The organism is Mesorhizobium sp. B3-1-7 (assembly GCF_006439385.1).
Lineage (GTDB): Bacteria > Pseudomonadota > Alphaproteobacteria > Rhizobiales > Rhizobiaceae > Mesorhizobium.
Genome location: NZ_VFTL01000032.1, coordinates 40,669 through 54,953 on the forward strand (window position 1 = coordinate 40,669; position 14,285 = coordinate 54,953).

Here is a 14,285-nt window from a genome sequence, read left to right on the forward strand (position 1 = left end):
CGAAACTAGAAGCCCCGTTGCAGCAGACCTGTACTTTTATGCATTGTGCGGCGCAAAAAATGACGCCGGCAGAGTCTGCCCGTCACACGAGTATCAGTGCTATCAAGCGTAGCCGCTCCCAGCTCGATCAGGCCCGCAGCGTCAGCCGCTGCCGCGACAGCTTGCGATAGGACGACGGCGTCATCTTGTGCTTGCGCAGGAAGGCCCGGTTGAAGTTGGAGATGTTCATATAGCCGACCTGGAAGCAGATGTCGGTGATCGGGATCTCGGTATCGGCGAGCAGCTTGCAGGCCTGCCAGAGCCTCAGCTTGGCGACATGATCGCTGAACGAGTTGCCAGTATTCTTCTGGAAGAAGCGGGAAAAAGTGCTTTCGCTCATCCCGGCCAACGCCGCCACCTCCGGCAGCTTCAGATCCTCGGCGAAATGCTGGAACAGATAGGTCAGCGAGCGCTGGATGATATCGAGCGATTCCGCGTCGAGCAGCGGCGAAAAGTCCGGCGACGACAACAGCGCGTATTCGTCGGTGGCGGCCAGAAGGTCCAGCAGTTCGAGGAACAGGCGGAACCTCGCCAGCCCCTGCACCTCTCCCATTTTTTCCATCAGGTCGGCGCCGTCGAGCGCGGTCTGGCCATGGAAGACCATGCCGCGCAGCGAGCGTTCCAGGAACGGTTCCAGCTCGCGCAGTTCCGGCAGCAGCCCGGACGAGCCGCGCAGCCGCTCGGGATCGAATTGGAGAACGATGTCGCGACCCTGGATCAGCTCGCCGGGCTGCACCGCGGTCACCCAGTCATGCGGCAGGCCGCCGCCGACGATGGTCAGATAGCCCGGGCCGAACTCGCCGATATGGTCGCCGACCAGCACCACGCCGGACGATTTCCTCAGAAGATGGATTTCGCATTCGGGGTGAAAATTCCAGACATTGCGCTCCCACGGATAGTCGTCCAGCCGCCACAGGAAACTGTCGCTCGCCTCGGTCACGATATGCTCGAAGGCGGGCACCGTGCGTGGTATCGCGGCGGTGTTCTTTCTGCGCTTGAAGGGCATCCATTCCTCCCGGCGCGGTGCGCCGGCTATCCGCGTCGGCGCTATCCGTAGCAGCCCAGCTCCGGCAAGTGAACGTGCCGTCGGCGCCGGATCCCAAGGCTGGCCCGGCGAATGCCCTACGCCTTCACCACCCGGTCGCAGACGATGCCGTTGCGCTGCATGGCGTTGCGCGTGTCGATGATCAGGCGCGAATGATTTGCCAGGAGCCCATAGTCGACCCCGTCGTGGTCGGTGACGATGACGACCGCGTCATAGGCAGCGATCGAGTCGCGGTTGAGGCGGATGCAATCCTTGCCGGCCAGCATCGGGTGCTTGCGCGTCTTCGGGATGCGCGCGACGTGAGGGTCATGATAGGCAATGTCGGCGGTGCGTGTCTCGAGCAGCTCGATCAGCTTGAGCGCCGGGCTTTCGCGCACGTCCGACACGTTCTTCTTGTAGGCGACGCCGACGATCAGGATGGCTGCCTGGCTCAGCGGCAGGCCAAGCTGCGTGTCGAGGGCTTCCGAGAGCTTCGCCATGACGTAGTGCGGCATGGAGACGTTGATCTCGCCGGCCAGCTCGATGAACTTCGTCGACACTTCGAACTCGCGCGACTTCCAGGTCAGGTAGAACGGATCGATCGGGATGCAATGTCCGCCGAGCCCTGGACCGGGATAGAACGGCATATAGCCGAAAGGCTTCGTCTTTGCCGCCTCGATGACTTCCCAGATGTCTATCCCCATGGCGGAATAGATGACCTTGAGCTCATTGACCAAGGCGATGTTGACGGCGCGGAAGATGTTTTCCGTCAGCTTCACCACTTCGGCCACCTTGATGCTCGAGACAGGCACGACCCTCTCCACGATCGCGCCGTAGAAGAGCGCCACCAGTTTCGCGGCGACCGGCCCGTCGCCGGCGACAACTTTCGGAATGGTGGCGGTTTCGAAGCCGATGCTGCCCGGGTCCTCGCGCTCGGGCGAATAGCCGAGGAAGAAATCCCTGCCGGATTTGTAGCCCGTCGCTTCCAGTATGGGCTTCATCACCTCGTCGGTGGTGCCGGGATAGGTGGTCGATTCCAGCACGACAAGCTGGTGCTTGCGCAGATGAGCCGCGATGGCGCGCGTCGTTCCTTCCACGAAGGAGAGGTCCGGCTCCCGCTGCTTTGTCAGCGGCGTCGGGACGCAAATGGATATCACATCGCATTCTTCGAGGGCCGCGAAGTCCGATGTCGCCTGGAAACGCCCGCCTGCGCTGATGTCCTGCAGCGCCTCGTCGGCAACGGCGCCGATATAGGACCGGCCCGCCCTCAGCCTCTCGACCTTGCTGTTGTCGATGTCGAAGCCGATCACCCGGAAGCCGGCCCGCGCCGCCACCGCGGCAAGCGGTAGGCCGACATAGCCAAGCCCGATGACGCCGATCGTGGCCGTTCGTGATTCAAGTTTCGAATGAAGTGTCGCGCCGCGAGCCTGCTCGACCAAAGTCATTGTTGCCCTCCACCAGGGCGGCTGACCGGAACCGGTGCCGCATTGCAATGCCGTGAATTCTGACGAACAGGACTTCTGGTAGCCGGCGTCATAACCCCACGTTGTCATGGGCCGCGATGCAACTCCTGTGCCACGAGTTTTCTTCTGCGGCTGAACCTTGCGCAGGGCCGGCAAACAAGGCGACTGCGGCTCGCGGCAGGATCAAGATTCTGCGGATTGTCAAGCGCGCTGCTTGTGCCGATTTCGCACGCAGTCGTTCCACTTTAGGTCATCTTAAAAAAGGAACGCCAAAAAAAGCAACGATTACAAAAAGGTAATTAACCACTGTTGTTTATCATATTATTAACTATCAGTTGCTTTGCCTGGGGAAATCCTCGTTTCATGGAGCAAGGCGCACAATGAGGGGGTGCGGCTTTCTTCTTTTGCAAACGAGGATTGTCGCTCGATGAGCATGAACAGCAACGAAGTCAGATGCCTTATCGCGGGAGGCGCGGGGTGTCTGGGGACCAACCTTGCCCGTCGCCTTCTCGATCAGGGCGCGCAGGTCGATGTCGTCGACAATCTCTCCACCGGTCGCCAGGCGAATGTCGACCAGTTGTCGCGCCATCCAAATTTCGGCTTCATCAAGATGGATATCGCCGATCCGGCAATCTGCCGGCGGTTGCAGCGCCGTCGTTACAGCCATGTCTACAACCTGGCCTGTCCAACGGGCGTTCCCAACATCAAGCGGCTGGGCGAGCAGATGCTGATGGCCTCGTCCGCCGGAACGCTGAACCTGTTGAAGATCACGCGCAGGTGCAAGGCGAAATATCTGTTCGCCAGCACCGCCGAGGCTTACGGCGATCCGGACGTCTTCCCTCAGCCCGAGACCTATGTCGGGCGGGTCGATCCGGTCGGGCCGCGCAGCCCCTACGAGGAAGGCAAGCGCTTCGGCGAGGCGCTGACCCGCTTCTGGGGCGGCAAATATGGAATCGAGGTGCGCATCGTACGCATTTTCAACACCTATGGTCCGGCCATGTCGCCCAAGGATCAGCGTGTCATCCCACAGATGTTGACCCGCCTCATCGCCGGCCAGCCCGTGCCGATCTATGGTGACGGAACGCAGACGCGAACCTTTCTCCACGTGGACGATCTGGTGAACGGACTTCTCACCGTCGTCGAAAAGGGAGTAAGCGGCGAGGTCTACAATGTCGGCGGCGACGAACAGATCACCGTGCGCGACCTCTTCACAACGGTGAAAAAAGCAACCGGCCTTGCTGGCGAAGCAGCCTTTCGCGAGCATTTCATCGAGGATCACCGCGGCCGCTGGCCGGACACGACCAGGCTTCGGGCCCTCGGCTGGCGGCCGAACATCTCGTTGGAAGCAGGCATCCGCCAGAGCTACCAGGACCTGCTTCGCGCGATGGGCATTAAGCCCGCCCGCTCGGCTCTCGGCCCCGCGCACAGGAGGGACGGCGGCGCGCCGGTCCCGGGCGATCGGTTGCAGCCCGCCGCGCCATGAGCCCGACGGCCGTCCTCAACATGACCTTGATGGTTCTCAGCGCGTCGCTGGGCATAAACATCGCATTCTGGTGCACGGTCGGGCTGCTGCGCTTCATCGCCGAACTCGGCAGCAGCAAGGCCGCCGCGATCCCTCGCGCCATCAGGGTCGCCGATGTCGCGGTCGTCATTCCCGCGCATAATGAAGAGATCGCGCTTCCCAAATGCATTGCCGCCCTCAAGGCGATCATCCCGGCCCGGCAGATCTATGTCGCCAGCGACGGATCGAAAGACGCCACGGTTTCCATCGCCCGGAGCCTGGGCTGCAGGGCTCTTGATATCCGGCCCAACGGTGGCAAGGCCAAGGCCATAGACCGGGCGATCAAGCACTATCGCCTTTGCGAGCGGTTTAAGGCGGTGCTGATCCAGGACGCAGACTCCGAAATCGACCCACACTATTTCGACCACGCCCTTCCGCTGTTCGACGATCCGGGTGTCAGCGTCGTCGCGGGCCATGTCCTGTCGCGCTGGCGCGATCAGCGCCTGCCGACGCTGGATATGCTCTTCGCCGCCTATCGCACACGCCTCTACAGGATCCTGCAGACCGCATTCCAATATGGCCAGTCCTGGAAATGGGCCAGCGTGAGCTATATCGCGCCCGGCTTTGCAAGCATGTATCGCACCCAGGCCCTGACCCAGATCGACATCACGGCCCCGGGCCTTGTGATCGAAGACTTCAACATGACTTTCGAGGTGCAGCACAAAGGGCTGGGCCGCGTCGCCTATACGCCGAGAGCGCAGTGCTCGTCGGAAGATCCGTTCAACCTCTCCGATTACCGCAAGCAGGTGCAACGCTGGTATCTGGGCTTCTGGCAGACGGTGCGCCGGCATGGCGTCTGGCCAAGCCGCTTCTGGCTTTCGCTCGGCGGCTTGCTGGCCGAATTGCTCGTCATATCGATTTTCGCGCTCGCCCTGCCGCTGGCCGTCCTGGCGTATCTGGCGACAGGCCTTGAAGTGCCCGCATTGTCGATCGGCCAACTGGCGATACGGCCAGTCTCGCCCGTCATTCTGCTCGCTCTGTTCCTCGCCGTCGATTATGCGCTCACACTGGTCGTCGCGGTCATCGAGCGGCGGCCGAGCCTGATGCTCTACGGCATCGCCTTTCCCGCCATCCGGCTTCTCGACGCCGCTCTTTTCCTGCGCGCCCTCGCCAAATCCTTCTCCGCGAAATCCGATGGCCGCTGGGTGAGCCCGGCGCGGTACGCAATTCCCGCCGCCGACAGGAGGCACTCATGACCATAACCCGGCGTTCGGTCCTTCTCGGCGGTATCGGCATCCCGCTCCTGGCCGTTGCCGGACGAGGTGTCGCCACGGCCGCGGCGCGCCTGCCCAATCCGCTGATCGTGACCGTCAGCGGCGTCGGCGCCCACGCCGACACAGGCAAGCTCGAAGCTGTCGCAAACGCCTTCTCGTCCGCCGGTCTGCCGATCGCCATGACCATCAAGATGGCAGGCGATCCCGGCGACATCCCAGGCTACAGCTCCGGCCTAGCTAAGTGGATCAGGCAGTCCGTGGAACTGGCTCCAAACGCCATCGAATTCGGAATCCATGCCACGAAGATCGCGCCGGCCGATCCTTATCTGCAGGCCCGGCAGGCCGGCGAGATGCAGGCCGCCTTCTCGCTCATGATCAACGCGTTCGACCGTTACAAGTCCAAGGCCGTCATCACCGCGCTGACGCTGACCACCAATCAGCCGCTGCAATCGCCTCAGGACGCCGCCTCGATGAGGTCGGCCGGCATTCGCACCGTCATTCGTCTTGCGGGCGAGCCCGACGACAAGGTCGGCCAGCAGCCTCCGGGTGGAGGCTATTGGATGACCAACACCGGCCTTGTGAACACCGTCGCCTCGGTGCGAACATCCGCCACATCGGGCAATGCGACAGCCGCGCTGACGGCCCCGGCCGCGCTTGCGCGGAATATCATGGCTGTTGCCGCCAACATCGACCCGGTCATCGTTGAAATTCCCTTTGACGCGCTCGCCGGCCTGTCCAATACCGATGCGGCCGACTACGCGGCCGGCGTCGCCAAGGCGGTGCTTGCGGCCACCTCATCCGGCGCCGTGCGTGTCCTGACGCCGCAGAGGCTCTATACGCAGAGCCGCGCTGCCGGCAGGCGCTACATCGTGGTCAGGGTGGATGACCTGCGTCTCGACAGCGACACCGATCCGAGCCACATGGCCTTCGTCAAGGGCCTCATCGAAGCCGGCTATCCAGTCACCAACGCCATCATCCCGGCACCCAAGGCGGGCCTGCTGTCGGCGGACGAAAACAGCAAGGCCTTTCTGCGATCGATGCTGGCGGACCAGCGATACGATATCGCGGGGCATGGCTGGCACCATACGCCTTCCGAGCTGCTCGGAAACTCGCTCGCGAAGGACGTCGACCTCATCAGGGACTGCATGAGCGAAATCTACCGCTCCACCGGCAGGCTGCCGCTGACCTATATTCCTCCGAACGACGATTTCGACGACAACACGCTCGATGCCGTGGCCGGCACAGGGACGCCGATGTTCGCCGCCGAGAAGGGCGACATGCGCTGGTTCAACGGCCTCGACAGGCGTGGAATCCTGCATGTGTCCAATACCGTCAAGTTCGAAGCCGCCTGGACGGGCGACCTTCCCTATTTCTCGCAAGAACAGGTCTTCGATTATCTTGGAGAGGACAATGATGCGGTCTTCTGCATCCACCCGGACACCGCCAAAACGCCCGAAAAGAAGCAGGTGATACTCGACTCCATCACCCGGATGGCAGGCCTGCCGGGCACGACGCTGGTCAATTTCGCGCAGTACTACAAAGCCGTCTGCCCGGCCATGCCGAAGGTGGATCGCATCCGGCAAGCCCGTGCCGAGGTATCGGTGAAGGACTGGAGAAAACCCGATCCGTATTGGCTGGAGGAGGAAGCGCTGAGGGCCGATGCCGAACTGGCCTGGACCTATTTCGATTGGGGCGCAAGGCAATACAACGGCATGGCGCCGGCCACGTCCTGGATCGAATCCGGCAAGCAGGCCGGATATCCGTTTGTCACCATGTGGGATATCGGATCGCACATCCTGGCGGCGGTTTCCGCCCAACGCCTGCGCATCATCGACCAGACCGAATTCGAGACGATGATCAATCGGATCCTGGCATTCCTGGGCCAGGGCGATTTCAGCTTCGCCGGGGTGAAGATTCCAAATACCGAGCGGCGGCTGAGTTCAAGGGGCGGCGAGCGCGATGGTTTCGATAGTGCCGATACTGGGCGCCTGCTCGTCGCGCTGAAGATCCTGGACAGCTACACCGCGGGTGCCTTCCCGGTGTTCAAGCTGGTGCGGCATTGGTCATTCGGACCCGTCCTCAAGGATGGCGAGATGCATGTGGTGAGCGACACCGGCAAGATTTCGTCGGGACAGTACAACAGCTATGCCGGCTATGCCGGCCGCGGATACAGCCTCTGGGGCGAGGCGATATCGCCGGTCTTCGGCACTGCGGATCCGAGCAACGACATGGACGCCGCCCTCGCGGCCATGGTGGAAATCCAGCGGCGCGGCCGCATCGCGACCGAGCCTCATGTCACCGAGGAAATCGAGCTGGGCGCATCACCGCATGGGCGGCTGATCGCGGACATCCTCTACGCCGCCCAGATGAAGCGCTTCCAGGACACCGGCATCCTGACCTGCGTTTCAGAGACCGCCATGGCCGGGCCGCCCTATTTCACCTACCAGGGCTACCAGTTGACCCACGATGGCGGCACTTTCCCGGTCGACACGTTGAAGACCTCCGCGCCCGAGAAGGCGGCGAAGCTTTCCGACTCGCTGCGGCTGGTCAACTCCAAGGGCGCCTATCTGTGGCTCGCGGCGCGGCCGGGCGACTACGCGCAAAAACTCGTAGCCCATGTCAGGGAGCGCGCCAGGATGAAGGGAATAGGTTTTTCCGCCGGCATATCCGAGCGGACCGGCAAGCGGATCGAGGTCACCGATATCAACACCAACGGCGTCATCCTCGAGTCTGTCGCCTATATAATCGGTGGCCGCAAACCCCTGATTTCGCGCGCAGAGGCCTGAACTCCGCCGGTCCTTGCGGCGGTGGAATCGCGCTGCCCGGCGTTTCTGTCACCTGGCACGGAAGCGGCAGCCGTCGCGCCGGATTGCGTCGGCTGGATCAATCGCTACCCGGGTCCCTCCCTTGCCAACATGTCGCATTTCGTTCACAAGGCGACGCAAATGGCGCCATTTCGCGCCGTTGTTGTGCGGCTTCCGGCCCTTTGGCCGACGCGCCGTGTTCTGAAAGAGCAGAACAATGTCTGCGATCGAAGCCGGCGCTCGCGCGTCGGAAAACCTTTGGCGTCAGGAAATCAGGGCGACGATCACGCTTGCCTGGCCGATGGTGCTGACCAATCTCGGCCAGACCGCCATGACCGCGACCGACGTCATGATGATGGGCCGTTTGGGGTCCGATACGCTCGCCGCCGGCGCGCTCGGCGCCAACCTCTACTTCATGCCGCTGATCTTCGGCCTCGGCCTGATGCTGGCGACCTCGCCGATGATGGCGACCGAGCTCGGCCGCCGCCGCCATTCGGTGCGCGACCTGCGCCGCACCGTGCGCCAGGGCCTGTGGCTGGCGATCCTGATCTCGATCCCGATCTGGATTTTTCTCTCGCATGGCGAAGAGGTGCTTTTGGCCATGGGCCAGAAACCGGAGCTCGCGCATCAGGCCGGCATCTACCTGCACTGGCTGCAATGGGCGGTGCTGCCCTTTTATGGCTATATCGTGCTGCGCTCCTTCATCTCGGCGCTGGAGCGGCCGGGATGGGCGCTGATCATCGTTTTCGTCGCGGTCGCCTGCAACGCCTTCTTCAACTGGGTGTTCATGTTCGGCAATCTCGGCGTCAAGTCGATGGGCATCGCCGGTTCCGGCCTCGCCACCACTTTGTCCAGCACGCTGATGTTCGTCGGCCTGGCGGCGGTGGTGATGCTGGAGAAGAAGTTCCGCCGCTACCGTCTGTTCGGCCGCTTCTGGCGCTCCGATTGGCCGCGTTTCCGCGGCCTGCTGAGACTCGGCATGCCGATCGCCGGCATCCTCGCCTTCGAGGTCACGATCTTCAATGCGGCGGCGCTGCTCATGGGGCTGATCGATGCGGATTCGCTGGCCGCCCACGCGATCGCCATCCAGATCGCCTCGATCTCCTTCATGGTGCCGCTCGGGCTCAACCAGGCGGTCACCGTGCGGGTCGGCCTGGCGCACGGCGCCGGCCACCCGGATGGCGTTTCGCGCGCCGGCTGGACTGCCTTCGTCATCGGCGTCTCGTTCATGGCGCTGATGGGCCTGGTGATGATTCTCTGGCCGCATGCGCTGATCAGCGCCTTCATCGATCTCGCCGATCCGACCAATGCCAGGGTGATCACGCTTGCCGTGTCGTTCCTTATGTTCGCCGCGCTGTTCCAGATTTTCGACGGCGCCCAGGCGGTCGCGGCCGGCATGCTGCGCGGCTTGCACGACACCAAGGTGCCGATGATCTACGCCGCGATCGGCTATTGGGGCGTCGGCCTGCCGCTCGGCGTGCTGCTCGCCTTCCATTTCGGTCTGAACGGCGTCGGCATCTGGATCGGCCTGGCCTCGGGACTGGCCGTGGTGGCGGCGCTGCTCCTCGCGCGCTGGCTCAGGCGCGACCGCATCGCGCCGGCGTTGTCCTTCGGGCATTGACAGGAAAGGCTGCCGGCACGATCGGCAGCCTTTGCGCCGGCTCAGCGCGCTCCGACGCGTTGCTCCAGCCGGCGCGCATATTGCGTCAGCGGGAAGCACATGACGAAGAAGATCAGCGCCACCAGCCCGTAGACCTTGAACGGCTCGAAGGTCGCGTTGTTGATGGCGTTGGAGGTCCTGACCAATTCCTCGAAGCCGATGATCGAGGTCAGCGCCGTCGACTTGATCAACTGCACCAGGAAGCCGACGGTCGGCGCGCGGGTGATCGCGAAGGCCTGCGGCAGGATGATCAGCCTGAGCTCCTGCAGATAATGCAGCCCTAGGCTCGCGCCCGCGTCCCACTGACCGCGCGGCAGCGCGTCGACGCCGCCGCGCCAGATCTCGGCCAGATAGGCGCTGGCGAAGAAGGTGAGCCCGAGCGCCGCCGCCGTCCATGGCTCGATGCGCAGCCCCAGCATCGGCAGGCCGAAGAACATCAGGAAGAGCTGCATCAGGAGCGGCGTGCCCTGGAACAGCGCGATATAGCCGGAAGCGATGCGCCGGCTCCATCTGGTCTTGGCGATGCGGAAGAACAGCACGATCAGCCCGACCAGCGCGCCACCGATGAAGGCGGCGAGCGACAACAGCACCGTCCAGCGCGCGGCGAGCAGCAGGTTGCGCAGGATGTCCCAGAAGGTGAACTCGATCATGAAACACCTGCTCCAAGCGCTTGGCGCCCCCCGGCAACGAGCAGCCGGCGCAGCCCAATCGACAGGCCGAGATAGACCAACGTCACCACGAAATAGGTCTCGAAGGCGCGGAAGGTGCGGGCCTGCAGCATGTCGGCCTCATAGGTCAGCTCGCGCACCGCGATCTGCGACACCACGGCCGATTCCAGCATCATGATGACGATCTGGCTGGTCAGCGCCGGGTAGATCACCTTCAGCGCCTGCGGCAGCACGATCTTGATGAACACCTGGCGAGGCCTGAGGCCGAGCGCCAGTGCGGCTTCAGCCTGGCCGCGCGGCACGGCGTCAAGCCCGGCCCCGACGATCTCGATCGTATAGGCCGCCATGTTGAGCGTCATCGCCAGCATCGCGGCCAGGATCGGGTCGAGCCTGATGCCGAGGCTGGGCAGGCCGAAGAAGATGAAGAACAGCTGCACCAGGAAGGGCGTGTTGCGCATCACCTCGACATACCAGCCTATGGCCTGACGCAGCAGCACGGGGCCGTTCCGCCGGCCCGCGGCGCCGAGAATGCTGAGCAGCGTTCCCGCCACCGTGGTCACGACGATCAACAGGATCGTCGTGGCCGCGCCGTGAGCGATGTCGCCCACAGCGCCTGGAAGCCAGCCGAAGGCCACGGCAACTCAATCCTTGAGGTTGTCGGGATTGAGCGGCGTCTTCAGCCAGGCCTTCGAACTCTCGTCGAGCTTGCCGTCGGCGAGCATCTTGGCGACCGCGTCGTTGACCGCCTTCTTCAGCCGGTCCTCGTTCTTGTTGAGGCCGATATGCGAAGGCGAAGTGAGCAGCTGGAATTTCTGCTCCGGCTGCAGCGCGTCCTGCTTGGCCAGAACCTGGGCGCCGACATCGTTGCCGACCACCATCAGCTGGGTTTGGCCGGAGATGAAGGCCTGGATAACCGCATTGTAATTGTCGAAGCGGCGGATGTCGGCGGAAGCCGGTGCTGCTTCCGTCAGCGAGGTGTCCTCCAGCGTGCCGCGATTGACGGCGATCGACTTGTCGGCAAGGTCTTCCTTGCCTTTGACCGCCATTGCCTTCGGACCGATGACGGCGATGTAGTAGGGCGCGTAGGCGGCGGCGAAGTCGATGACCTGCTCGCGTTCCTTGGAGTAGCCGACGCTCATCAAGATATCGACGCGCTTGTCGGTGAGATACGGGATGCGATTCTGGCCGGTGACGCTGACCAGGTTGAGCTTCACCTTCAAGGCATCGGCGATCGCCTGCGCGACGTCGACGTCGTAGCCCTTGATGCTCATGTCGGCGCTGGCCGACGAGAAGGGTGGGAAGTCGGAGAAGATGCCGACATTGATGGCGCCGGCCTTGGTGATGTCGTCGACGGCATCGGCCTTCGCCTGAGTGCCGAGCCCGGCGCCGAGGATGACAGCCGCGGTGATGACGGATTTCAGTGCGTTGCGAAGAGTCATTTTTTTCCCCTGCTGGAAGCTTGTTTGTTGCATCCGGCCGCCGGCTCCAGCGCGGCGGCCGTGTTGGTATGGCATTAGCCCTTCTTGATTGCCGGGCTGAACACCATCAGGCTGAGAATCTCGAACAGGACCTGGGCGCCGACATGGGCGGTGTTGGTGGTCGCGTCATATTGCGGCGCCACCTCGACGACGTCGCCGCCGACGATGTTGAGGCCCTTCAGGCCGCGCAGCAATTCGAGCACCTCGCGCGTCGTCAGCCCGCCGACTTCCGGCGTGCCGGTGCCGGGCGCGAAGGCCGGATCGATGCTGTCGACGTCGAAGGAGATATAGGTCGGGCCGTCGCCGACGATCTTGCGCGCCTTCTCGATGATTGCCGGGATGCCGAGCCCGGTCACCTCTTCGGCATGCACGACGGTCATGCCGGACTCGTAGGTGAACTCCCACAGATACTCGGCCGAGCCGCGGATGCCGATCTGGATCGTGCGCGAAGGATCGAGCACGCCGTCCAGCACCGCGTTGCGGAATGGGCCGCCGTGGTGGAACTTGGTCATGTCGAACAGCCCGCTGGTGTCGCAGTGGGCATCGATATGGATCATGCCGACCGGCGCTTTTTTTCCGACCGCCTTCAGGATCGGATGGCTGATCGAGTGGTCGCCGCCGACCGAGAGCGGCAGCACGCCGGCGTCGACGATCTGGTTGGTGCGCTTTTCGATGTCCTCATGGCTGATCTCCAGCCGGTAGCGGCTGCGGAACGGCGTGTCGCCGATGTCGGCGACGCGAAGCTCATGCGTCGGCGCGCATTCCAGCACATGGTTGTAGGGTCCGATGCGCTCGATGGCGCGCAGCGCGCGCGGCCCGAAGCGCGAGCCGGGACGGTTGGTGACGCCGAGGTCCATCGGCACGCCGATCATCGCCACCTGCAGGTCGCCGAAATCCGGATTGTCGGCCGATATTTCGCGGTAGGGCGCGGCGAGGAAGGTCGGGATGCCGGAATAGGGCGCCAGCCTTGTGCCCGACTTGTTGAAGATCTTGTCGGCGACCTTGCGGAATTTCGGGTCGAACATCTCGCCGCCATGGCTCTCGCCATATTTGCGGCGCAACGCTTCGAGCTTGCCGCGATCGTAACCCATGTCCGGTCTCCTCTCTTGCCTGCCTGCAGCGCTGCCCACATGGACGATTTGCCAAGCCAGCCTGTTGTCCGGCTGGATCGTTGCCCGCCGGCTGTGCTGCGGATTCCACGTCTCTTGAAGCTGTTCCGGGCAAAAGTGTCGGGCAGCCGCTTTGAAAAATCAATTGATATTGTTAGGGTCTTGGTTGTGAGAAAATCTCACAAAGTAGGAGCCGACCCATGGCCAAGCGCCTGCCGCCCCTGAACCCGCTGCGCGCCTTCGAAGCCGCGGCCCGGCACGCCTCGCTGACCAAGGCCGCGGGTGAGCTGAATGTCACGCACGGCGCCGTCAGCCACCAGATCAAGGCGCTCGAGCAATCGCTTGGCGTGAAACTCTTCGAGCGCGCCGGTCAGCGCGTGAAGCTGACGCCGCATGGCGCCGAATTCCTGCCGGCGGTCTCCTCCGCCTTCGACGGCATCGCCGCCGCCACCCAGCGCATGACCAGGCCGGCAAGCGCCGGCGCGCTGTCGGTATCCTGCGTGCCGGCGCTGCTCTTGCTCTGGATGACGCCGCGGCTCGGTTCCTTCACGGCGCAATATCCGGACATCCAGCTGACGCTGATCCCATCCAACGACGCCCGTGATATTCGCGCCCCGCAGATCGACGTCTGCGTGCATTATGGCGACGGCAGCTGGAGCGATTGCTGGATACGCAAATGGTCGGGGCTGGAACTTTTTCCCGTGGTCAGCCCGACGCTGATCAACAACCGGCCGATCCGCGGCGTCCGCGACCTTGCCGATCACGTCTTCCTGCACGGCGACGACGGCCGCGAATGGCACACCTGGTTGGCCGCCGCCGATGCGCTCGATCTGGAGCGCGGCCGCCGCCATCATCTGGGCGATGCGCGCATGGCGACGGAGGCCGCCGTGCACGGCCATGGCGTGGCGCTCGGCGATTCCGTCACCGCGCGCGCCTTGCTGGCCAGGGGCATGCTCGTCGCGCCTTTTACCTTGTCGGTGCCGGCGGTCGATGATTTCTACGTCGTCTGCCGCAACGAAATGCGCTCGGCGCCGATCGTCCAGCTCTTCATCGACTGGCTGTTCGCCGAGAAGGAGCAGGATGAGGGCCGGGCCGACGCGCCGGTGGCCGGCCGCGTGCCCAGCCGCAGGAAACGCCCCGCCCTGAAGGTGATCGGGGCTAGAGCAATTCCAGGAAAAGTGTGAAGCGGTTAGGCTCGGCGACTTCGCCGTAGCCTCCGTATGGAAATGCTCCGGCGCGGCGTCTTGATGGTTGGACTTGCATAG

Annotated in this window: 11 protein-coding genes; 5 read left to right on the forward strand and 6 right to left on the reverse strand. The window is 63.6% G+C overall.

Going from position 1 to position 14,285, the window contains the following annotated elements; all coding sequences use genetic code 11:
* Positions 1-127: 127 nt before the first annotated feature.
* Entirely contained in the window at positions 128-1,045 is a 918-nt protein-coding gene (locus tag FJ417_RS24415; protein ID WP_140785180.1) for an AraC family transcriptional regulator, read from the reverse strand.
* A 116-nt stretch (positions 1,046-1,161) separates the two neighbouring features.
* On the reverse strand, positions 1,162-2,508 hold the full coding sequence (locus FJ417_RS24420; protein ID WP_140646792.1) for a nucleotide sugar dehydrogenase: 1,347 nt from the start codon (positions 2,506-2,508) through the stop codon (positions 1,162-1,164).
* Positions 2,509-2,953: 445 nt separating this feature from the next.
* Here FJ417_RS24420 and FJ417_RS24425 point away from each other — a divergent pair, with 445 nt between their 5' ends.
* The 4 genes from FJ417_RS24425 (at position 2,954) to FJ417_RS24440 (ending at position 9,726) form a co-directional block, all read left to right on the forward strand.
* Positions 2,954-4,009 (forward strand): NAD-dependent epimerase/dehydratase family protein, encoded by a 1,056-nt coding sequence (locus FJ417_RS24425; protein WP_140785181.1) that lies wholly within the window; start codon positions 2,954-2,956, stop codon positions 4,007-4,009.
* A complete protein-coding gene (locus FJ417_RS24430; protein WP_140785182.1) occupies positions 4,006-5,283 on the forward strand; it encodes a glycosyltransferase family 2 protein in 1,278 nt (425 codons plus the stop codon). Before FJ417_RS24425 ends, FJ417_RS24430 begins: the two co-directional genes overlap by 4 nt.
* Positions 5,280-8,087 (forward strand): DUF3131 domain-containing protein, encoded by a 2,808-nt coding sequence (locus tag FJ417_RS24435; RefSeq protein ID WP_140785183.1) that lies wholly within the window; start codon positions 5,280-5,282, stop codon positions 8,085-8,087. The genes FJ417_RS24430 and FJ417_RS24435 overlap by 4 nt, the downstream gene beginning before the upstream one ends.
* A 235-nt stretch (positions 8,088-8,322) precedes the next feature.
* Positions 8,323-9,726 (forward strand): MATE family efflux transporter, encoded by a 1,404-nt coding sequence (locus FJ417_RS24440; protein ID WP_140785184.1) that lies wholly within the window; start codon positions 8,323-8,325, stop codon positions 9,724-9,726.
* A 41-nt stretch (positions 9,727-9,767) separates the two neighbouring features.
* Here the strand turns inward: FJ417_RS24440 and FJ417_RS24445 are convergent, their stop codons facing one another.
* The 4 genes from FJ417_RS24445 to speB form a co-directional block, all read right to left on the reverse strand.
* The gene (locus FJ417_RS24445; protein ID WP_140785185.1) at positions 9,768-10,415 is read right to left on the reverse strand and encodes an amino acid ABC transporter permease; all 648 of its coding nucleotides are present in this window, start codon (positions 10,413-10,415) and stop codon (positions 9,768-9,770) included.
* A complete protein-coding gene (locus FJ417_RS24450) occupies positions 10,412-11,068 on the reverse strand; it encodes an amino acid ABC transporter permease (protein WP_140785186.1) in 657 nt (218 codons plus the stop codon). Before FJ417_RS24450 ends, FJ417_RS24445 begins: the two co-directional genes overlap by 4 nt.
* 6 nt (positions 11,069-11,074) lie before the next feature.
* Complete coding sequence (locus tag FJ417_RS24455; RefSeq protein WP_140785187.1) at positions 11,075-11,872, reverse strand: transporter substrate-binding domain-containing protein; 798 nt, start codon at positions 11,870-11,872, stop codon at positions 11,075-11,077.
* Positions 11,873-11,946: 74 nt separating this feature from the next.
* Positions 11,947-13,002, reverse strand: coding sequence for an agmatinase (speB, locus tag FJ417_RS24460; protein ID WP_140656076.1), 1,056 nt, complete (start codon positions 13,000-13,002; stop codon positions 11,947-11,949).
* 218 nt (positions 13,003-13,220) lie between these two features.
* Here speB and gcvA point away from each other — a divergent pair, with 218 nt between their 5' ends.
* A complete protein-coding gene (gcvA, locus tag FJ417_RS24465) occupies positions 13,221-14,204 on the forward strand; it encodes a transcriptional regulator GcvA (protein ID WP_140656078.1) in 984 nt (327 codons plus the stop codon).
* Positions 14,205-14,285 lie beyond the last annotated feature (81 nt).